The organism is Devosia sp. (assembly GCF_040509215.1).
GTDB lineage: Bacteria > Pseudomonadota > Alphaproteobacteria > Rhizobiales > Devosiaceae > Devosia.
Genome location: NZ_JBEVLL010000407.1, coordinates 20,951 through 44,402, shown reverse-complemented (window position 1 = coordinate 44,402; position 23,452 = coordinate 20,951). Strand labels below are relative to the sequence as shown.

Here is a 23,452-nt window from a genome sequence, read left to right as displayed (position 1 = left end):
TCACCACGTCATTCCCGCGAAAGCGGGAATCTCCCACCCGGAAACAGAGATCCCCGCTTTCGCGGAGATGACGCCGTCGCAGGTGGGGTGGCAGCAAATCTATCCCTCTTATCCTCGCCCCCGAAATCTCCGCCATAATCCCCTCATCCATCCCCGCACGGGCGGCCTGCAGGCGACAGTGGCGGGGTGGGCCCTACATGGGTTCGTCTCCCATGGCCGTTCAAGACAGGCCGCCTCGCGACGAGCGATCAAGAGGCCCTGCCTACTTGCCCGAAAAAGGGGCGCTCCCGAGGTGGTCACGCCTCATTTTTTCACACTTCAGGGGCGAGAGACGCCTCGGGAGCCCGTCCACCAGCCAAACCGGAGGCGAAGATCGCCGTCCGGCGCTCAGCCCTGCGCGCCGTAAGCGGTCCAGAAGAAATAGAGCGTCATCGCGATCCCATAGACGATCACGCTGATCCTGATCCACTGCGTCGGAATGTACCGCGCCAACCGCGCCGCGACGTAACCGCCAGTCGTCACGCCCACCAATGCAATCGAGCCATGATACCAGTCGATCGAGCCATTGAAGATGAACCGCACCACGGCAACCAGCGCAATGGTCGAGGAGATGAACAGTTTCAACCCGTTCATCGCATGCATGTCGCTCATCCCCGCCATGGCAAGGAACGCCAGCAGCAGAATGCCGAGGCCGGCATTGAAGAACCCGCCATAGACCGACACCGCCGCCAGCAGCGAAAGGATAAGCACCGTTCCCAGCAGCTTCATCCCGCTCCGCCCACCACCGCGCGCCCGCAGCGTCGCGTTGATCCGATTGCCGAAGATGAAGGACAGCACCGCAAAGGCCATCAGCCAGGGCACCACTTTGGAAAACTGCTCGTCCGAAACCACCAGCAGCAGTTCAGCCCCGATATAGCCGAAGACGGCCGCGATCAGCCCATAGACAACCAGCCGATCCTTGTAGGGCGCGACCGATTTCCAATAACCCGCCGCGCCGCTCACATAGCCGGGGAGCGCCGCATAGGTGTTCGACGCATTGGCAAGCACGGGCGGCACACCGGCAAAGAGCAGCGCCGGGAAAACGATGAACGAGCCGCCACCGGCCAGAGAATTGACGGCGCCGCCAAGAAGGCCGGCAAGAAGCAGCAGAATTTCAGTCATCGAAAGGTCACCCAAGGCAGACACATGTTCCTAGACCGACCCGCTCCACCAGCCCAACACAATTGTCTGATCTCTCCCATCACCCCGATTGATCGGCTGATCTTGACTTCGCGGCCCACGAGGCGCATTTACGCCTCCGGTTGCTGGCGCCTGCCGCTCGCGGACATATGTCCATGGTGAAGCTCAGCTGCAAAACGTGACACTTCGGTTCTCTCCGAGGCGCATCATGGCAAAGCGGGCACCCATGGACCAGTCGCCTCCTTTCAGGAGATGACCTTTCATGTCTTTTTCTCTCGATACCCCTTCGGCCCAGACCCTCAAATCCGAGGCCAAGAACCTGCGCGAAGAGCGTGCCAAATCCGGCCAGCCGATTACCCATGGCGCCGCCCTCGAAGAGGTCGCCCGCACCCACGGCTTTCGCGATTGGAACACAGCCCGCGCGGCCTTGCCCGATCGTGTCGCCGTACCCTTCCAGGTCGGCATGCGCGTCAAGGGCTTCTATCTCGAACAGCCCTTCCGCGGCCTTCTTATTGGCCTCCAATTGTCCACCGACATGCAGCACCACAAGGTGACCATCCAGTTCGACGAACCGGTCAACGTCACCCCGACCTTCATGTTCGCGGCGCACCGCCAACGCGTTACCGCCACCGTCGACATCCATGGCCTCTCGCCCGCCCTGCGCGGCAATGGCCAGCCGCAGATGCGACTGATGCGAGAATAATGCGCGACAAAGGGCGGCCCAAATTTACAGGAGCCGCCCAATTTATCCCCGTGCGACCGGCCTGTGCTATGGTCGAACCCATTACGCATGAGCTTTTGTTTCGCGCCACCCGAGGAATTGCAACCGCGTCCGGCATTTCGCGCCGGCCGGCTGTCTTGCTCTCCATCGTAAAACACCGATATACCTGTTTCATCCAAACGAGGACGGTGCTCATGACCACCCAGACCAAGCCGATCGAAGCCTATTCCCTCCCCACGCCCAATGGGCAGAAGGTGCACATCATGCTCGAAGAGCTTGGCGTGCCGTGGAATTACCACCGCATCGACATTGGCAAGGGCGAGCAGTTCACCCCCCAATTCCTGGCGATTTCGCCTAATAACAAGATCCCCGCCATCGTCGATCCCGAAGGTCCGGGCGGCGAGCCGATCTCGATCTTCGAATCCGGCGCGATCCTCAAATATCTCGGCCTGAAATTCGGCGAGCTCTACCCGACCGACCCACGCGCGCAGGTCAAGGTCGACGAGTGGCTCTTCTGGCAGGTTGGCGGCTTTGGCCCCATGCTCGGCCAGAACAATCACTTCTCGGTCTATGCGCCCGAAAAGATCCCCTACGCCATCAAGCGCTATAATGACGAAACGCACCGTCTCTTCGGCGTCTTGAACAAGCAGCTTGCCGGCAAGGAATACATCGCGGGCGACTACTCCATCGCCGACATCGCCTCTATCGGCTGGGCCCAGTCCTGGGAACGCTACGGCATCACCAAGGAAGAGTTCCCCCACGTCCACGCCTGGCTCGAGCGCCTCGCCGCTCGCCCCGCGGTCGCGGCAGGCCTCAATTGGGGTAAGGACGTCCAGGCCAAGAGTCTGGCCGACGACAAGGAAGCGCAGAAGATCCTCTTCAACCAGCGCGCCCGCTAAAATCAGAGCGCCCCTGACTTATCCTCGGGGGCGTTTATCGCGCTATTGTTGCGGCTGCGCTTCCAGCCGCGCATCAAGCTCCGCCTGCGGCACGCGTACCCAGTCTTCGCCGCGGCAGATGACATTGTAGAGCACGCAGCCATTGAGCCGCATCGTGTCCGGCCCAGTCAGCTCCACATAGCCCGAATAGGTTTTGCCATCCTGCGGGTTGTAGATCTCTCCGTCAAAGATCGTCGGCTTGTCTCCGGGGCGCAGGGTCAACATATGCAGATCCTGCATTGGTCGGTTCCGCAGCGTCGGATCTTCATTGCGGTAGTCGAAGAACTCGTCCGGCGACATTGTCGAGGCGGCCGCAGCCTCCTCCGGGCTCAACCCCTCCGAGGGCACCACAATGGTGGTGAGAAAGCCGCAATAACCGAGTTCGCAGACCTGGATCGTGACTTCGGACAGGAGTTGCGCCCGCCAGACGCCTTCAATGGGAGAGGCCGATTGCAACGCGTCGGTCTGCGCCATTGCGAGGCCCGCGACGCAAAGCCAACACACCATGGTCAACTGCACCAGGCTCATAGCTCTGCCACAAATCGTCATGTCCGCCTCAGCCGCTTTGAGCCGCGATTCGTCTCTGATCGCCGCGAAGAAACCTATCCGCGCCTCCGTGCCAGGGCCAAACAAATCGGTACGGAGCCAGCCAAAACCGTCCGGACCCTGATTTGCCCGACAATCTGGCCCCTCACCCAAAAACCTCTTGCCATGAAAGGCCCCTCCCGCTAGACCCGACCGCGTTGGAGAGGTGGCCGAGTGGTCGAAGGCACACCCCTGCTAAGGGTGCAGGTCCGGAAGGGCCTCGAGGGTTCGAATCCCTTCCTCTCCGCCACTTACCCCACATTGTTGGCGCTCCTGTCTCCCCGGTCTCACATCCGGGTCGCTAGAATTTGCCTGTGATCGACAGGCGTCCCGTTGCGCCCTCAAAGCCGTCGATGCCGAATTCGGCTTCGACCGAGCCCTTCACGCTGAAATTGCCGGAGTCGTAGAGAAGGCCGCCCATCACGCCGCCGGTGATGCGATCCTGGAAGCCACTGCCATTCAGGGCACCGCCATAGGTCAGGTTCAGGCCAACCATCGGTGTCAGCGTCGCGCCATTATCGAGTTCTATGGCCCGCTCGATGGTGAGGCCACCCCGCAATTGCAGGTCGAGGATGTCCTGGGGCGGGATGGAGACCGAATTGCCGTCGGCATCGCTGACGAAATAGCTCTCGGCGCTCTCGGACGAGAGGAAGAGCGTGGCGCTCGGGCGGACGATGAATTCGTCGAACTCGAAATAACCGCCGAGGCCGGCCGTTGCGAGGAGACGATCGGTTTCGAAATCGCCCGCGTAGGTGATGCCGCCAATCGAGGAGACACCGCGATTGGTCGACTTGCCATAAAAGAGCGCGAGGTCGAGCGACAGGTTGTCCGAAAGCGCGATGGATGCATAGGGCCCGATCAGGTAGCCAGTGCCGGTGAACGTCGATTGCTCGGTCTGGTCAGTCATCCAGTCCATCTGTGCAGCGATGCCAACGAGCACATCGTCATTGACGAGGACGTCGACGCCGGCTGCAGCCACGCCCAGGCGGCTCCATTGCAGGTCCTCGCCTTCCGTGCCGTGGAGCGCCAGGCGCGCATCGACCCAGATATTGACCGGCAGTGGTGGTAGGTCGACGCGCGGCCCGTCGCCCAGCGGGTTGGCCGCGAAGCCGCGCAACTGCTCAAGGCTCGTCGCAAACTGATAGGTCTCGCTCATATTGTCGGTCTGGACGTTGAGCGAACCCGGCCTGTTGCCGCCCGCCGCGATGCGGCGATCGAATATGTCTGGCAGGGCAATGCCGGTGACCATACGAGCGCGCGTGGCGATGAACTGGTTAGTCAGCTTTTCGAAGGTTTCCGACACCTCATTGGCGCGCGAAGTGAGGGTGACGATGGTCGAGGCCGGAGCGGCGCCGGTGCCGGAGACGGTTGCGGAAATCACGGTGGTTTCCGTGCTGATATCTGCCTGGGTCGCCACGTAGGTCGCGGTACACGCCATACCTGCGCCACTTGCCAGCGCCGTTTGTGGACAGGTGATGCTGGAAGCGCCGGGGACGGACAGGACGATGTCGCTGACAGGATTACCAACGGCGCCCACCTGGAAGGTGAGCGTCACCGGCTGGCCGGCAGCCACGATGACGCTCGGGCTCGCCTGCCCGGTAATCGTCAGGGTGGCTACGCCTGGCGGCGGCGTGACGGAGGCGGTTTCTGTATCGCTGCTGGGCGCGAAGGTGACATCGCCGAGATACTCGGCATCGATAACAGAATTGCCGAGCGGCAGGGTCGACAGGGTGAGGCTCGCTGTGCCTCCGACCAGGGTAACGGTGCCGAGGACGGTACCGTTCTGCGAGAAGCGGACCGCCCCATCGACAGTACCCGTTGCGGCTGTCACGAGAGCGCTCAGCGTGACCGCGCTGCCCTGGACACTTGGATTGGGCGCAATGCTGAGGTCGGTGGTGGTTGGCTCGAGCGCGCTCGACAGGCCCACGATGACGGCATTGGACGTGCTCGGCATGTCGGTCCGGTCGATAGCCTCGGGGATGAGGGAAGCGGTGAACTCGACGGTCATGTCTATAGGGGGCGTTTCGACGGTGACGGTAGTGGCGCCATCGACGGGAACGCTGGCAAAGACGACGTCATCAGCCTTGAATTCGATGACTTCCACGCGTGGTGGTCCGCGGCCATCCGGCATGCGGCTGAATTCGGCGGTGAGAACAGCGCTCTCGTTGGCACCCACGACATCGGTGCTGGCTTGGAGGCTGATCTGGGTGGGGCTCGGCACAACGTTGAACAGGATCTGGTCCGAGCTGGCAAGGTTCAGATCGTCACCCTGATAGTCCGCCGAAATGGTCTTGGCGTCGGTCGAGGTAAAGCGGTGGAGCAGAGTCGCTTGGCCCTGACCATTGAGCGTACCGGTGCCGATCCCCGTGCCGGTGGTCTGGTCGATGAAGCGCACGAGGCCGCTGGGGCGCGTCTGCTGGCCGCCGGTAACAGTGGCCGTCAGCGTGACCGGATCGCCGACGACCGGTGTGCCGGTGCTTGGCGTCAGTGCGGTGGTCGTCGGGAGGGGCTGGGCGACCGGCGCAGCGACCGACACGGAGAGGCTGTTCGACGTTACCGCCTCGTAGATCTCGTCACCCGAATAGACTGCCGTGATCTGGTGGTTGCCCGTGGTCAGTCCGTCGAGTGTCGCGCTGGCAGCGCCATTGCTAAGGGACGCGCTGGCGACTTCGCTGCCGTCTACGCGGAAAGATACAGCGCCCGTAGGTGCTGGGCCACCGGTCGATGTCGGCGTGACCTGTGCGGTGTAGGTCAGGGACGTGCCCGCCTCCACCTGGCCCTGCGGTCCGGACAGCGAGATCTGTGCTTCCCCGGCGGTAGTGATGGAAAGCGAGGCCGACGAGGGAAGGTCATTTCCGGTGGTCGATTCAAACTGCGCTGAGACCGAGACCGTGCCAGTCGGCAGAATGGTCGAAGTGACGGCGATGCCATTGGCAACCGGCACCGTGGCGATCTCTTCGCCATCGACGAAGAAGATTACGTTCCCGTCGCCGGGCGCGCCGCCGGTAACTCGTTCAACAGTGGCCGTCAGCTCCACCTCTTCGCCCGCTGCAGGTGTTGGCGGTTGAGCGGTGAGGGTCGTGAGCGTCGCGGCCGGTTCTATCGAGAGGACCACCGACGCACTGTCGCCGGGGCTCACCCCGGGCGCTCCCGAGAAGCGGACGAGGAAGGTGCGTTCGCCAGCGGCGTCGGCCGTGAGCGAGAACACGGCGGTGCCAGCGTTTCCGAGCACCGTGCTGTCGATGGTTTCACCGGTTTCGGCGTCGATCAGGCTGACTGCTCCATTGGTCACCGGGCCGCTGGTGGTCGAGACGGTGATCTCGAACCGTACATTGCCACCTATGCCGACCGTCGTAGCCGAGAGTTCGACCTGGATATCGGCGTCGGTGTCGGAAACCTGCCCAGCGATGATGGTCAGGGTATAGCGCCGGGTGCCAACATCGCCGTCGGCGTCCGTTGCCTGGATGGTGAAGTCAGCATCTTCCACTTGTAACGGGATGCCCGACAATTCGCCGGAGCTGGTGTCGAGAACGATACCATCCGGCAAGCTGCCCGCGATCAAGGCATAGGTGATGGGGCCGACGCCATTGGTGGCGGCAACGCTTGAACTATAGGCCGTTCCCGTTGTGCCTTCTGTGATGTCGCGCAGCAGCAGCGCGACCGGCTGGTGCTGGACGGTAATGCTGCCGGCAAGTTGCAGGCTGTGTCCCGCGGCGTCGGTGACAGAGACGACGATGTCGAATGTTCCCTGCTGCCTTGGAATGCCGCTGATCACGCCTGTCCGAGAATCGATCGTCAGGTCGCGCGGCGCATTGGAGAGCGCAAAGGTATAGGGGCCGATCCCTCCGGATACCGTGATGCCGTCGCGATAATTCTGGCCCAAAAGTCCCTGGGGGAAATCGCCCGAGATCTCGAGGGCAGGCGGGGCCATGGAGACTGTGTACTGCCCGGAATTTACCCGGCCATCACCATCGGTCACCGTTACGGTGAAGAGGTAGGTGCCGGCACGTTCGGGTGTGCCTTCAATGGCTCCTGAAGCGGTATTGAGCGTCAGGCCCGGCGGCAGACTGCCCTGGGTCACGCTGTAGCTGAGTGGGGCAGTGCCACCCGTCGAAGCGGCGCTGCCATCATATACGAGACCGACTTGACCATCGGCAAGGCTGCCGGGCATCTGCGCTGTGCCCTGGTTGGTCGCGACATCGACGGTGAAGCTGCGGTTGACCGAGAAGCCGTTCGCGTCGGTGGCGACGAGCGTGAAACTGCTGGTGGTCGCAAGGGTCGGCGTCCCGGTGATGACGCCGGTTGCCGGGTCGAGCACGAGGCCCGCGGGCAGGCTGCCGGAGAGGATTGAGAAGCTGTAGTCCGGCGTTCCACCGTTCACCGTAGGGGTGAAAGTGAAGTTCGATCCGACGCGAGCAGGCGGCGGCGTGCCGTCTATGGACAGCGACGGAATGGCAATGGCGAGCTGGAAGGTGATCTGACTGACAAAGCCGTTGGCATCGGCCACGTCCACGCTGATGGGGAAGGTGCCGGCAACGGTCGGTGTGCCGCTTAGCCGGCCGGTGGCGGGATCGAATGTCATGCCGTCGGGTAGAGCGGAGGTCAGCGTGAAGCTATAGGGGTCGGCACCGCCGGAAATGCTGAGCTGGGCATCATAGGGCGTACCGCCCGTGGCAGCCGGCAAACTTCCGCCCGCGCCGAGTTGGGGCGGCGAGACGGTGACGGCAAGGTTTGTCGACGCTGTCTGACCCAAGCCGTTGGTGACAGTGATGTCGAAGGAGAAGTTGCCGGAAGCCGTCGGCGTGCCGCTGATTAGGCCCGTCGCAGCGTCTAGTGTCAGGCCGGTGGGCAGGCTGCCCTGGCTGACGGCATAGGTCAGCGGAGCCGCGCCCGTCACGGCAACACTGGCTTCGTAATAAGTGCTGCCGGTCGCCCCCGGAATTGCTGGCGGGAACTGCGGCGCAAAGGCGGGTGGCTCAACGGTGACGGCAAAGCTGCGCTCGCCGCGGTTTCCGGCGCTGTCCTCAGCAGAAACCACGAAGCCAAAAGTGCCAATTTCGGTAGCCTGGCCCGAAAGAGTGCCGCTGAGTTCATCGAGCACAAGTCCAGCAGGCAGGCGGCCGCTCGCGATACTGAAGCGGTAGGGCGCGGTGCCGCCAGCGACGCTGATGGTAGCGCTATAGTCTTCGCCGCGGACGGAGGTCAGCGCGATGTCGCCGAGTTCGATGCGAACGGGAGGCGGTATCTCGGCGACGGCTATGGTGGTGCCGGCGCTCTGCGCAAAGCCGTTGGCATCAGTTGCGGTGATGGTGATCGGGAAGGTGCCTGCTTCGGTCGGCGTCCCCGATATAGCTCCGGTGGCGGGATCGAATGTGAGCCCCTCGGGCAGGGTGCCGGTGAGGGTGAAAGTCAGGGGCGCTGCGCCGCCGGTGACCGTCACCGTGCTGTTGAATGGTTCGCCGGCCTGGGCCTGTGGCATGGCGATGCTGACAGCGATATCCGGTGCGGCAACGATCACGCGATAGGACTGGGTAATGCTGTCGCCATTGGTGTCCGCGATCTCGATGACCAGGGGGAAGGTGCCGGCCTGTGTGGCTGTGCCCGAGATTGTGCCGGTTGCAGCATCGAAAATGAGATCTGGGGGCAGCGTGCCCGAGACAAGCGTAAAGCCGTAGGGGCCGGTGCCACCAGATATCGAGAGCGCCTGATTGTAGGGCACGCCAGCAACTGGCTGATCGAATGTCATATCGGGCACGAGGGTAGCAGCCGCGTTGATCGAGATTGTGTAAGCCCGTGTGCCGGCTACGCCATTGGCGTCGGTGGCATTCAGGGTGAAGGCAAAGTCACCCCAAGCCGTGGGCGTGCCCGCTATCGCGCCCGTTGTTCCATCAAGGCTAAGGCCGGCTGGTAGGGCACCGGTGCTGATGCCATAGGAGTAGGGGGCGGTGCCGCCAGAAGCGGCGAGACTTTGGGCATAGGGCCGCAACTGGCGGCCGTCGGCGATGGCGTCAGGCAGCACCACGGTAAAGGCCTGTGCGATCGACAACGTGATCGGTGTGCTGACCGTGAAGCCGTTCGCATCGCGTACGGTGAGCGTGAAGCTGGCATCGCCAACCACACGAGGCGTGCCGTTGATGGCGCCGCTTTGCGGATCGAGGGCGAGGCCATCGGGAAGGGCGCCATCGGTGATGGTGAACGTATAGGGCTCGCTGCCGCCACTGACCGTCACCCCACCAGAATAGGGCACGAACGCGCCGCCTGGGGGGAAGTCGGGCGTAAGCACGATGGTGGGTGGTGTCACGGACAGGCTATAGCTGCGCGTCGCAGTGAAGCCATTCGCGTCTGTGACGGTGAGAGAAAACTCGTAGCTTCCGAGCGCGCTCGGCGTACCGGATAGCGTGCCGTTGGCAGGGTCGAAGGTGACGCCGGAGGGCAGAGTGCCGTTCGAGACATAGGTATAGGGCTCCGTGCCGCCGCTTGCGGCAAGGCTGACATTGACGGGATTGCCGAACACGACTGGCGCGATGGCGTCGGGAATGATCAACTCGGCGGGCTCGAGCACCACAAGGTTCAGGGTGACGCTGCGAGGAGCGCCGGTTTCGCCGCTCACGGTCACGGTGAAATTGTAACTGCCCGCGGTCGTGGGTGTACCTGTGATGGCACCCGTCTGGCTGTCCAGATTGACCCCTTCGGGCAGGACGCCGGCCGTAACCGCGTAGCTGTAGGGACTGACCCCGCCCGTGGCGGCGATGGCGATGCTGAGAGCCTCGCCGGCCACGCTGCGCGGGGTTTGGGCCTGAACCTCGATATCCGTGGGCGCGGGCGCGATGACGATATCTGATGCCAGTGTTGCCTGGCTGGAAGCAAAGCCCGGCTGGCCTTCGAAGCGTGCGGCGGCCGAGTAAGTGCCGGTGGGCAGGTCGCTCAGGGTCAGCGTGGTGTTGCCGCCCGATATCTCGCCGCGGTACTCGGTGCCGCCAATAACGAAGACAATCGATCCCCCGGGTTGTCCGGCGGCAGAGGAGATTGCGGCCGTGAAGGTGACTGGCGCGCCTTCGTAGAGCGTCGTCGGCGATGCCGCGAGTTGCAGGCTGGTGGCAGCATCGGCGAGCGTGATGGACAGGGTGCCGTTGGCGCCTTCGTGGCCTGCGTCGCCCTGATAGGTTGCAGTGATTGTGCCGCTACCCGGAGCAAGGCCGGACAGGGTCAGGCTTGCAACGCCGCCATCGAGCGGCACGGAGCCGAGTTCGACGCCATCGCGTGTGAACACCACGAGGCCGGTCGCGGTGCCGAAGCCAGATGTCACCGAGGCGGTGATCACCACGCTTTGCCCATAGGTTGGCTCGGGTGGGTCAGCCGATACCGTGACCGAGGAAATGGCGCCGCCAAGGCTCATACCGCCAGCCAATACCGCTGTGCTTGCAGCGAAGCTCTCGCTGCCGGGATAGCGCGCGCCTACGGTGTGATTGCCTGAAGTCGCGAAAGTGTAGCTAAAGCTGGCTTCGCCATCGGTGACCGGCACCGCCGTCTGCTCGACCCCGTCGATAACCGGAATGACTTGGCCGCCCGGCGTGCCGGCCGGGGAGGCCACGGCAATGCTGAAACTGACCGGCGTTCCCACGACGCCGGTGCCGTCACTCACAATCGAAAGCGAGGTAGGGGCCGCGACGATATTGAGCCCGCCGGCGAGGTCAGCTTCGGCCGCGAGGAAGCCCGGCGCGGGTTCGAAGCGGGCTGCGATGGTATGGGGGCCGGCGGTGAGCCCCTGAAGCGTCAGTTGGGCCAAGCCGCCGCTTACGGGGACGCTGGCATAATCCGCACCATCGACGATGAAGACCACAGTGCCGGCAATCTCGCTCGCCGCCGACGTGAGGGTCGCTTCGAGTTCGACACTCTCGCCGAAGGTGGCCGATGTCGGAGAGGCGGACAAGGTGAGTGTTGCTGTGGCCGATATGTCGATCTCAGCCGTCGCCGATTGTGCGTAGCCATTGGCATCCGTCACGGTGAGGGTGATGGGGAAGGTGCCGACGCTGGTGGGCGTGCCGGAAATGGTGCCGGTTGCCGGATCGAAGGCGAGACCCGCGGGGAGATCTCCGGTCAGCGTGTAGCGCACCGGTTGCGCCGCGCCGGTCACCGTCACGGTGCTTGCGAATGGTACGCCGGCACTGGCGGGCGGGATGTCCATCACGATACCGATGTTGGGCGCCAGAACGGTGATGATGAACGACTGGGTCAGCCGGTCGCCATTGGCGTCGATGATTTCGATGAGGAGTGGGAACGTGCCGTCCTCGGTAGCGCTACCCGACACGGTGCCGGTTTCGGCATCGAACTCCAGGCCGGCCGGCAGCGCGCCGGAGATCAGGGCGAACGAGTAGGGCTCAGCCCCGCCGCTCACGACTATCGATGCGTCATAGGAGACGCCAGCGGTGGCATCCGGCAGATTAGTATTGGGTACCAGCGTTGCGGCAGCGGCAACCACCAGCGTGTAGTCGCGGGAACCTGCAACCCCATTGGCGTCGGTCGCGGTGAGCGTGAAAGCATAGCTGCCGTCGCTCGTGGGCGTGCCAGAGATGGTTCCGCTGGCGGCGTCGAGCGCGATGCCGGCTGACAAGTTCCCTGCCGTTATCGCGTAAGCGTAGGGCGCCGTCCCGCCCGATGCGGCGGCGACCTGGCCATAGGGGCGGAACTGGCGGGCGTCGGCCAGCGTAGCGGGCAAGGTGATGGTGAACACCTGTTCGACGGTGATCGTGACAGGAAGGCTGATGCTGAACCCGTTGGTGTCGGTTGCGGTCACCGTGAAACTGACCTCGCCGACAGCACTCGGCGTGCCGGAAATGGAGCCGGTCTCGGCTTCGAGCGCCAAGCCGTCGGGAAGTGCGCCTGCACTTACGGTGAAGCGGTAGGGTTGGTTGCCGCCGCTGAGCGACATCTGGCCCTGATAGGGTACGAAGGCACCCGCTGCCGGCAAGTCAGCCGCCAGCTCCAACAGCGGCGCGGAGACCGTGAGGGTGTAGTCGCGGCTGAGGGTGAAACCGTTCGCATCGGTGACCGAGAGGGTGAAGGCGAAATCGCCGAGGGCGGTGGGCGTGCCGGACAAGGTCGCCGTCGCGGCATCGAAGGTGACGCCATCGGGTAGGGCGCCTGTGAACTGGTACTGATACGGCGCAGTGCCACCAGTGGTGGACAGATCAGCCGAATAATCAGCACCATAAACCGTCGGGGCGATGTCTGGGACCGAGAGGGTCGCTGGCTCCAATACGGTGAGCCCGACGCTCACGCTACCGGGCTGCCCGGCAGCGCCTGTTGCCGTGACGGTGAAGGCATAGCTGCCGGCAGTAGTCGGCGTGCCGGAAATTGCGCCGGTTTCGGCGTCGAGCGTCACGCCGTCCGGCAAGGCACCGGCGCTGATCGCGAAAACATAGGGCCCCACACCACCCGTGGCAGTGACCACGATGGACAGCGGCTCGCCGGCAACGCTGCGCGGCGGCTGGGCATAGACCTCGATATCGGTCGGGGGCGGTTCGACAACCACTTCGGTCGAAAGCGATGCCTGGCTAGCGGCAAAGCCGGGCTGGCCAGCGAAGCCAGCCGAAATCGGGTAATTCCCCGGTGCCAGATCGGTCAGCGTGAGCGTGGCCACGCCGCCGTTGATCTCGGCTGCATATTCGGTGCCGCCGATCTGGAAGGCGATCGAGCCCGGAACTGCCCCCGCATCTGAGGTGATCTGTGCTGTGAACGTCACCGACGCTCCGGCATAAAGCGTGGTCGGAGACGCCGTGAGGGTCAATGTGGTCGCCGCGTCACCGAGATCGACGGCGATGGATGCCTGATTTCCGACATGGGCCGCATCGCCTGAATAGGTGGCGACAATTTCGTTTGCACCAGGCCCAAGGGACGAGATGGCCAGGCTGGCGCTGCCATTGGTAAGAGGCACGGTGCCCAAGTCTACGCCATTGCGGCTGAAAGTGACCTGGCCAGTGGGTGGCGCGACTGTGGACGACACTACGGCGGTGACCGTCACAGGTTGGCCGTAGATCGGCGTATCTGCACTGGACGATAGCGATGTTTCCGAAGGAGCGCCCGCGGCTGTGACGCCACCCGCAAGCGCGGCTGTTGCTGCAGCGAAGTTGTCGCTTCCGAGATAGCGAACCGAGACGCTGTGGCTTCCCGAAGTCGTGAAGGTGTAGGCGAGGCTCGCCTCGCCGCCGATCAGACTGACGGCTGGCTGGTCGGCACCGTCGATGGTGACAACAACCTGGCCGTCCGGAGTCCCGGCGGTGGCGCTGACTACGACGGCGAACTGCGTGGGCGTTCCGACCACGATGTTGCCCTGCGGCGGCGCGATGGAGATCGTGCTGGGCGCGGCTACCACCTCGATCGTATCGGCGAGTTGGGCACTGGCAGAAAGATAGCCCGCGGCAGGTTCGAAGCGCGCGGCAATGGCGTGGCTGCCGACCGTCAGGCCAGCGAGCTGCAGGCGCGCGATACCATTCACGACAGCCGCGCGGGCATAGTCGGTGCCGTCTACTGTTACGATAATTTGCCCGGTGACATTTCCAACTGACGCCTCGATCCGGGCCTCGATCTCGACGGTCTCGCCGAAGGCGATGGATGAGGGCGCCGCAGAGAGCGAGAGGCTGGTTTCCGCCGTCACGTCGATCGTCGCTGTCGCAGACCGTGCATAGCCGTTACCATCACTGGCGGTGATCGTGATCGGGAAGCTGCCGACGGCAGTTGGTGTCCCCGCAATGCGACCGGTGGTCTGGTCGAATGAAAGCCCTGTCGGCAATGTTCCGGAGAGCGCGAAGGAGAAGGGCTGTGCACCGCCCGCGACGGTCACAACGCTTTCGAATTGCTCCCCGGCACGCGCCTGCGGCAGGTCGATGGCAACCGTGATTTCGGGCGGCACGACTGTGATGCGGTAGGTCGCGGTGACGGTGTCGCCATTGGCATCGGCAATCTGCACCACGAGCGGGAAGGTCCCGTCCGCGCTGGCGACGCCGGAGATCGTGCCGCTGTTCTCATCAAACGTGAGCCCGTCCGGCAGGGCGCCCGAGATCAACGCAAAAACGTAGGGCCCGGTGCCGCCGCTGATCGACAGCGCCTGGCTGTAGGGAATACCGGCAATGGCGGGTTCGGGCGGATCGCCCGGAATCAGCGTCGCGGCCTCGGCGACGACGACCGTATATTGCGCTGAACCGCTGACGCCATTGGCATCGGAGGCGGTGAGCCTGAAGGTGAAATCGCCCGACTGAGTTGGCGTGCCTGAAAGCGTGCCGCTGGTTGCGTCGAGGACGAGACCCTCCGGTAGTGCGCCGTCGCTGATCGCGTAGGCATAGGGTGCAGTGCCACCGGATGCTGCAAGCACCTGACCATAGGGCCGGAACTGGCGAGCGTCGGCGACCGTCGCAGGCAGGACGACGGCGAAGACCTGCTCGACGGCCAAAGTAACAGGCAGCGTCGTCACAAATCCGTTCGCATCGGTGACACTGATCGAGAAGCTGTAGTCGCCAACCGCGCGAGGTGTGCCCGTCAGAATTCCGGTTTCTGCATCAAGGCTGAGGCCCGGCGGAAGCGACCCACTGGTGACCGCGAAAGTGTAGGGCTCGCTGCCACCAGTCGCTGAAATCTTGCCCTGGTACGCCACAAACGCACCAGCTTCAGGAAGGTCGGCAGTGACGGAGATCGTCGGCGCCTCAACAGTGATCGTATAGTCGTGCGTAACGGTGAAGCCGTTCGCGTCGGTCACGGTCAGGGAGAGATCGAAGGAGCCGAGGGCGATCGGCGTGCCCGACAACACGCCGTTGCTTGCATCGAAGGTGAGGCCTTGGGGGACCGTGCCAGCCAGCACGTATTGGTAGGGTTCCGTACCGCCGCTGGCGCCGAGATCTATGGTGAGCGGTTCGCCATAGATGCCAGTGGAAACGGTGTCCGGCACGACCAGCGTCGTCGCGGGCAGGACGAGGAGCTCAATCTGCACCGAACCGGGTGCCCCGGCCGTGCCGGTGGCGTTGAGCGTGAACACATAGTTGCCGGCAGCCGTGGGAGTGCCGGTGATTTCGCCGGTAATGGCGTTCAGCGTCAGTCCTGCGGGCAGGCTGCCCTCGCCGATAGTAAAGACGTAGGGGCCGATGCCGCCGGTAGCGCTGACGCCGATGGTAGCGGCCTCGCCCGCCACGCTGCGGGGCACGCTGGCATAGACCTCGATGTCCGTGGGCGCTGGATCAACGGTGATCGATGCAGTCAAGGTCCGCGTAACGGCCGCATAGCCCGGCTGGCCATTGTAGCGCGCAGCGATCGTGTAAGTGCCTTCCGGCAGATCGGTCAGTGTCAGGCTCGCGACGCCGTTCGCAATCGTCGCGGTATATTCGGTCTCCCCGACGAGGAAGGTGAGCGAACCCGGAACCGATCCAGCAGGCGAACTGACCGCCGCGGTGAATGTCAGGGGCGCACCGGCATAGACCGAGTTGGCCGAGGCGGAGAGATCGATCGAAACAGCGGCATCGCCCAACTGGATGTCGAGAGCCTGCGTCGCCCCGGCATGGGCAGCATCGCCCTGATAGACCGCAGCGATCGTGCTGGGGCCTGATGGGAGGTCGTTGATGGTGATGCTGGCTGCACCGGCTGCCAGCGATACCGTACCAATCTCGACGCCATTAGCTGAGAAGACCACAAGCCCGCTCGCCGTGCCCAACGCGGATGTGACATTTGCAGTGACGGTGACCGGTTGCCCAAAAGTCGGGTTCTCCGGACTAGCAGACAGGGCGACATCGACGGGTGCCCCCGCAATGTCCACGCCGCCTGCAAGTGCGGCGGTTTCCGCGGCGAAATTCTCGCTGCCGGAATAGCGTATCGAGACGGCGTGGTTGCCCGAACTGGCGAAGGTGAAATCGAATGTCGCCCGGCCATCGACAAGCGTCACCGCTGGCTGATCGACGCCGTCTACGACTGGAACGACCTGGCCATCCGGGGTTCCAGACGCAGACGACACGATGACGGAGAACGGAACCGGCACGCCTGCGACGCCACTGCCGCTGGCGCTGATGGCAACGCTGGCAGAGGCTGCGGTGACGGTGATGCCGCCAGCAAGGCTCGCATCTGAGGGCGTGAAGCCGGCGTCCGGCACGATGCGCGCGGCGACGCTATGGCTACCCACCGTCAGGCCAGACAAGGTTATGCGTGCTACCCCGTTGGTGAGCGGCGCTTCGCCGTAGTCCTCTCCATCGAGGCTAAAGACGACCCGGCCCGCGAGGCCCTCGGCTGGCGACGAGACCGTTGCGGTTATTTCGGCACTTTGGCCGAAGGTCAGCGCCGCAAGGTCAGTGGCCAGCGAGAGCGTGGTTGCGGCAGAGACCGCAATACTCGTCTCGACGCTGCCTTCGAAGCCATTGGCGTCTCGGGCGACAACGGTGATGGGGAAGCTGCCGACCTGGGTTGGCGTGCCTGTGATTGCGCCGGAAACCGGATCGAAGACGAGGCCACGCGGAAGCGTCCCTGAAAGGGCGTAGCTGAGTGGTTGTGCGCCGCCCGTGACGCTGATCGTTCCGACAAAGGGCTCTCCGGCTGCGGCAGGGGGCAGGTCCGGCGTGAGCACGATCTCCGGGGCGAGGACGGACAGCACGAAGGACTGGGTGATGGTATCGCCATTGGCATCGGAGATTGCGACAACAAGGGGGAAGCTACCGGCTTCGGTCGGTGTGCCGGACAGGGTTCCGGTGCCGGCATCAAACGTAACGCCTGCCGGCAGGCCGCTTGAGACAAGCGAGAAAATGTAGGGTGAAGTGCCGCCCGTGACGGAGAGGGTCTGCGTGTAGTTGCTGCCGGCGGTGGCAGCCGCGAGATTGGTATCGGGAACGAGCGTTGCAGCCTCATCGACTACGAGGACATACGCGACGCTACCGGCAATGCCGTTCGCGTCGGTGGCCGTGAGCGTGAAGCCGAAGTTGCCTGCGGCTGTGGGCGTTCCCGAAATGGTGCCGGTTGCGCCGTCGAGGGTGAGGCCGGCGGGTAGGGCGCCCGAGGTGAGTGCATACTCGTAAGGCGCGGTTCCGCCGCTGGCCGACAGGATTTGGCCGTAGGGCCGGAATTGGCGTGCTCCAGCCAAGGCATCAGGCAGGACGACGGCGAAGACCTGTTCGACGTTCAAAGTTAGCGGGAGACTGGCGCTGAAGCCGTTTCCGTCGGTTGCCGTCACTGTGAAACTTGCTTCGCCGACGACTCGCGGCGTGCCGGTGATGTCGCCCGTTTCCGGATCAAGACTCAGTCCATCGGGCAGCGCGCCCGCCGTCACGGCAAAACTGTAAGGTTCTTGGCCACCCGTGACGCTGAGCTGTCCTTCAAATGGCACAAAGGCACCGGCTTCAGGCAGGGTGGCGCTGACGATGATTGATGGCGCTGCGATGACAAGGCTGTAGCTGCGTGTCGCGGTGAAACCGTTGGCGTCGGTGACGGTGAGCGACAGTGGGAAACTACCCAGCGCCGTCGGCGTACCGGCGAGCGTGCCTGTTGCGGCGTCGAAGGTGACACCGGCAGGCAGATTGCCGGTCAGTTGGTAGAGATAGGGGCTCGTGCCGCCCGTCGCTGCGAGCGCGGCGCTGTAGGTTGTCCCATAGACACCGCTCGCGACGCCGGACGGGATCGCGATCGTCGCGGGGGCAAGGACGGTCAGGTTGACCGCAACCGAACCCGGCGCGCCAGCGGCGCCGCTCGCGCCTATCGTGAAATTGTAATTTCCGGGCGTAGTGGGCGTGCCGGAAATAGCGCCCGTTGTGGCATTCAGGGTCAGCCCCTCGGGAAGAGCGCCGCCGGTGACAGCAAAACTATAGGGCGCGACACCGCCGGTCGCAGTCAGCGCGATCGTGAGCGGTTGGCCGGCAACGCTGCGCGGAACCTGGGCATAGACTTCGATGTCGGCGGGCGCCGGCTCGACGACAAGGTTGGTCGCCAGTGAGGCCTCGGTCGGGGCAAAGCCAGGCCGGCCAGCAAAGCGTGCCGAGATCGGATAGCTGCCTTCACCCTGGTCGGTGAGCGTGACCGACGCGACGCCGCCGTTTATTTGCGCGGCATATTCGCTGCCGCCGACGACGAAGATCACGGAGCCGGGCACCGAACCAGCGTCAGAACTGATATTGGCCGTGAGTGTCACCGGCGCACCGGCGTAGAGCGTTGCAGGATTGGCCGTGAGTTGAATCGCGGTGGGCGCATTCGCAAGGTCGAGTGCAAGCGAGGCCTCTGCACCCGCTCGCGCCGCGTCTCCCTGATAGGTCGCGGTAATGGTCGTCGAGCCCGGAGCAAGGTCGGTTCTGGTCAGGGACGCTACGCCATTGGTCAGCGGTACCCGAGCGAGTTCGACCCCGCCGCTCGCAAAGACAACGACGCCCGTTGGTGTGCCGAAGCTGGAGGTGACCGCGGCATTCACCGATACGGACTGCCCATAGACGGGCGCGGCGGGGTTTGCTGTAAGCGCTATCTGGGAGGCGGCACCGCTTACGGCGATGCCACCTGTGAGCTGGCCTGACCCGGCCGCAAAGCTCTCACTACCCACATAACGCGCGCTGATGGCGTGATTGCCAGAGGTTGCGAAGGTGAAATCGAAGCTGGTGCGCCCACTGGCCAGCGACACTGCCGGTTGCTCGACGCCGTCGACAATGGGGATGACCTGTCCGCCCGGCGTTCCTGCCGCCGAGGAGACGGCTACGTTGAACCGTGTCGCCTGTCCGGCCGTAGCTGGACCCGATGCGGTCACCGCAACCGATGTAGGCGCCGCGGTGACGGAAACACCGCCTGCAAGTTGCGCAGTGGATGCCGCAAAACCAGGATTGGGCACGAGTCGCGTTGCCACGCTATGCGCGCCGACCGTCAGGTTCGAGAGCGTCAGTCGAGCCGTACTTCCAGTGAGCGTTGCCTCCCCATAGTCATTGCCATCGACGCTGACGATGATCCGGCCGGCTGGGCCAGTCGCTGCGCTGGTCACGGCCACGGTGATTTCCGCGGTCTGGCCGAAGACGATCGACGCTGCAGAACTGGTGACCGCGAGACTCGTCGTCGCCGTGCTGACGGCCACACCGCTCGCGAGCGTCGTTTGCGAAGGCAGGTGCATCGTAGATCCCGCATAGCTCGCGCTTACAGTGTGTTCACCCGGCAAGAGGCCGGGAACAGACACTGTCGCCTTGCCGCCCGAGATCTGCGCCGGATAGTCCGTTCCGTCGACGGTGAAGGTGACGCCCCCGGTTGGCACGCCATAGCTCGAAGACAGCGTGGCCTCGAGCGCCAGGCTCTGGCCATAGATGAGCGCAGTGGAGGTCGCCGCGAGCGCTATCGCACTGTCCGCCCGAGTGATTGTGATGGATCCGGCGCTGCTGCTGGCGCCGAGGAACGGTGACTGGCCCTGATAGGCGGCGCTGACCGCGTGGTTGCCGGGGGCAAGTCCCTGCAGGGTGACCGAGGCCGCACCATTGGCAAGCTGGGCGGGATATTCGGTGCCCTCTACTGTGAGGACGACATTGCCCTGCGGCGTTCCAGCCGGGCTGCTGACAGATATGGTCGCGACAATGTCATGGCCAAAGGGAGCCGATGACGGCGCCAGAGAAACGGAGACTTGCGGCGCGCGGCCGGTCACGGCGATCGGAGAGGCCAAAGCCCCAGTGGCGGCGGCAAAATTGGCGCTGCCAGCGTAACGAGCTGTGATGGTGGCATTGCCGAAAGCGAGGTTGGAGACAGTCAGACTCGCCGTTCCACCCGACAGCGTTGCCGTGCCGATCGACGTGCCGTTGGCGAGGAATTCGATCGACCCCGCAGGCGTCCCCGCCTGAGCGCTGAGATTGGCCGAGAGCGTAACGGGATCGCCAAACCGCACGGTCTGGGCACTGGTGGTCAGGCCGAGCGTTGTCGTCGCCGGCGCCACTGTCAGCTGGCTCGTCGCGGAGGTGCTGGCGACATGATTGGCCGAGCCGGCATAGGCCGCGGAAATGCTGTAGGTGCCCGCCGCAAGATTGCTGAGGTCGATGGCGGCGGTGCCATTTTGGAGGCTAACGGCCGGTCGTGCCGTGCCGTTGACGGTGAATATCACCTCGCCCGTGGCAGGTGCGCCAGACGCAGCCGCTATTGTGGTGGTGGCGCGGGCCGTCTGCCCAAAGGCGATGGTGGGCGTGTCGAGGGCAAGGCTGGTCGTGGTCGCGGCCTTGGCCACGGAGACGCCACCGGCAAGGCTCGCAGTGCTGGGATTGAAATCCGCGCTGCCCTGATAGGCGGCCGAGATCGCGTGCGGGCCGGGCGCCAGGTTTTGCAGCGTCAGTTCGGCTCGGCCACCGGAGACAGATGTGCCCGGCTGTGCCACCCCATCGACCAGGAAAACGACCTGACCCGACGGGTTGCCCGATGATGGTGCGGTTGCGGCGAGATCGGCGCGGATAGTGACCGGTGCGCCATAAGCAAGGCTGGCGGCACTCGTTGAGACCACAAGGGACGTATCGCCCGGATTGACCTTCTGTCCCCCGCCAAGCGTGCCGGTACGTTCGAGGAAGCTGGTGTCGCCGGAATAGCGGACCGACACCGCGTGGTCGCCGACAGACAGGGCCGGGAGCGTTACTGTCGCAGTACCACCAGAGAGCGTTGCGGCAGGCAGGGCATTGCCATCCACGGTGAAGGTCACGGTCCCAGTCGGGGTGCCGGAAGTCGCGGTGACGTTGGCGGTCAGCTGGACGCCTTGCCCCAGCACGGCCGGATTGGCCGAACTCGAAACGGTCAGCGACGGCGCCACGCGTGCAACGACATAGGCACTTGCGAGGGCGCCCGTGCTGGTGAGGAAATTCGTATTGCCTTCATACCGCGCCGAAACCGTGTGGTTGCCGGCCGCAAGGCTGCTGCTGGTTATGGAGGCCGTACCGCCGGCCAGCGCAATCGGCGATTGGGCCACGCCATCGATGGTGAAGATGACATTGCCCGCAGGCACGCCGGCAGCCGAGGTGACCGAGGCGGTGAAGGTCACGGTCCCAGTCGGGGTGCCCGTAGTGGCGGTGACGTTGGCAGTGAGCTGGACGCCTTGCCCCAGCACAGCCGGATTGGCCGAACTCGAAACGGTCAGCGACGGCGCCACGCGTGCAACGACATAAGCACTTGCAAGGGCGCCCGTGCTGGTGAGGAAATTGGTATTGCCTTCATACCGCGCCGAAACTGTGTGGTTGCCGGCTGAAAGGCTGCTGCTGGTTATGGAGGCGGTGCCGCCGGCCAGCGCAACCGGCGATTGGGCCACGCCATCAATGGTGAAGATGACATTGCCCGCAGGCACACCGGCCGCCGAGGTCACCGAGGCGGTGAAAGTGGATGCCGCGCCAAAAACGCCTGAACTGGGCGAAGCAGCGATGGCTAGCGTTGTCGATGCTGCCGTCACCGCTTGTCCGCCGGCCAGGGTGCCGGTGCTGGCCGCAAAGGTTGGAGCGCCCGAATAAGCCGCGCTCACGATGTGATTGCCAACGCCCAGTGCTGGCAAGGTCAGAGACGCCGTGCCGCTACTCAGCGCCACCGAGGGTTGGGCCTGCCCATCAACCGTAAAAATCACCGATCCGGTTGGTGGGCCGCCTGTTCCCGCGACCGTTGCGGTAATGATCGCGCTGCTGCCGAACGCGATCGAACCGGGCCCGCTCAGCGTCGTCGTGGTCGGCCGGGTCGTCACAGCATGGCCGCCTGCGAGCGCACCGGTGCTTGCCGCAAAGTTTGTTGTTGCCTGATAGGCCGCGGAGACAGTGTGTGCGCCGACGCCAAGACCAGACGTGCTGAACGAAGCACTGCCGTTCGACAGGGTCACCGGGCTTTGGGCCGTGCCATCGATCGTGAAAATCACGGAACCCGTAGGTTGGCCTCCGCCGGAAGCGACTTGCGCCTGAAATGACACGGCTTCGCCGAAAGCCGAGCTGGCGTTGGATTGGGTGATGGTGGTTGTTGTCGGTGCCGCCGCGACGATTACGCCGCCGCTGAGGCTACCGGAGCTGGCATTGTAGTTGGTCGAGGTGACGTATCTCGCCGATACGGCGGTCGTTCCGGGCGGCAAGTTTGAGCGGCTGATGGTGGCAGTGCCACTCGAGAGGGCGACTGGCGATTGATCGACGCCCCCTATGGTGAAGATGACGTTGCCGGTCGGCGTTCCGCCCCCAGGCGCGACAGCGGCCGTCGTGGCCGTGAATGTCACGGGGCTGCCATAGGTCGGGGTGGCCGATGCGGTTACCGTGGTTGTTGTGTTGGCCTTGGCTACGGTCTGGCTTGCCGCCAATGTCCCCGAGCTGGCTGCGAAATTGGCATTGCCGGCATAGGCAGCTGTAACCGGATAGGTCCCTGGCGCCAGGGTGGATGTCGAATAAGTGGCGACGCCGCTACCGTTGACGGCGACCGGACCATAGTTGGTGCCGCCGACATTGAAGGTCACATTGCCGTTTGGCACGTGCGAGGAGCCGGCCGGGGTCGCAACAGTGGCCGAGAAACTCGCGGCCTGGCCGACGACCGTTGGGTTGGCTGTCGATGTCACCGTGGTCGTCGTCGGCGCGATCACGCCCGAACAGCGCACCGTCAGGTTGACTGTAACGCCCAGGATGGTGCCAAGGGCAAGAATGCCTGCTTCGGCGCCGAGTGCGCCATTGCCGGTAATCGTCAGGGTTCTGGAATAGGGCCCCGTCCCCAGCAGCGGCAACTCAATGTTGGTGGAGAGGCTAAGTGGGCCGGTCGTTGACAGCGTCACAACAGACAGCGGCAAGGCCGCGGACGCCGAGAAGGTAATCGTCATCACCTCGCCGGGATAGAAAGCGCCGAGGATGACGCGGTTGGCGAGGAGCGGGCTGCCGCTCTGGTCCAGGTTACCAGCATTGACGGCGGAGCAGCCGGGCGAGATCGCCATTGCAGGGGTGGGAGAGAGTGTGAGTACGGCTGCCGCAAGCGAGGGTAGCAGGCAGGCTGCAGCCAATTTTCGGAAGAAGGCTCCCACACACGACGCTGTGCGCGCCAGAGTGGGGCGCTTACCAGCTTTAGACTTCGCAGCATTTGA

General features: G+C 64.2%; 5 protein-coding genes and 1 tRNA gene. 3 read left to right on the top strand and 3 right to left on the bottom strand.

Annotated features, from left to right (window positions below; translation table 11 throughout):
* Positions 1-387 precede the first annotated feature (387 nt).
* Entirely contained in the window at positions 388-1,161 is a 774-nt protein-coding gene (locus ABW043_RS22720; RefSeq protein WP_353923469.1) for a sulfite exporter TauE/SafE family protein, read from the bottom strand.
* A gap of 280 nt (positions 1,162-1,441) precedes the next feature.
* Between ABW043_RS22720 and ABW043_RS22715 the strand changes: the two genes are divergently transcribed.
* Both ABW043_RS22715 and ABW043_RS22710 read left to right on the top strand, forming a co-directional pair.
* Positions 1,442-1,882: a glyoxalase superfamily protein gene (locus ABW043_RS22715; protein WP_353923468.1), complete on the top strand. Its 441-nt coding sequence runs from the start codon at positions 1,442-1,444 to the stop codon at positions 1,880-1,882.
* A 212-nt stretch (positions 1,883-2,094) separates the two neighbouring features.
* Positions 2,095-2,799, top strand: coding sequence for a glutathione S-transferase N-terminal domain-containing protein (locus ABW043_RS22710; protein ID WP_353923467.1), 705 nt, complete (start codon positions 2,095-2,097; stop codon positions 2,797-2,799).
* Positions 2,800-2,841: 42 nt separating this feature from the next.
* Here the strand turns inward: ABW043_RS22710 and ABW043_RS22705 are convergent, their stop codons facing one another.
* Entirely contained in the window at positions 2,842-3,312 is a 471-nt protein-coding gene (locus ABW043_RS22705; protein WP_353923466.1) for a DUF2147 domain-containing protein, read from the bottom strand.
* 271 nt (positions 3,313-3,583) lie between these two features.
* Between ABW043_RS22705 and ABW043_RS22700 the strand changes: the two genes are divergently transcribed.
* Positions 3,584-3,673: transfer RNA gene (locus ABW043_RS22700), tRNA-Ser, on the top strand.
* A 51-nt stretch (positions 3,674-3,724) separates the two neighbouring features.
* Here the strand turns inward: ABW043_RS22700 and ABW043_RS22695 are convergent.
* A complete protein-coding gene (locus ABW043_RS22695; RefSeq protein ID WP_353923465.1) occupies positions 3,725-23,305 on the bottom strand; it encodes a putative Ig domain-containing protein in 19,581 nt (6,526 codons plus the stop codon).
* Positions 23,306-23,452 lie beyond the last annotated feature (147 nt).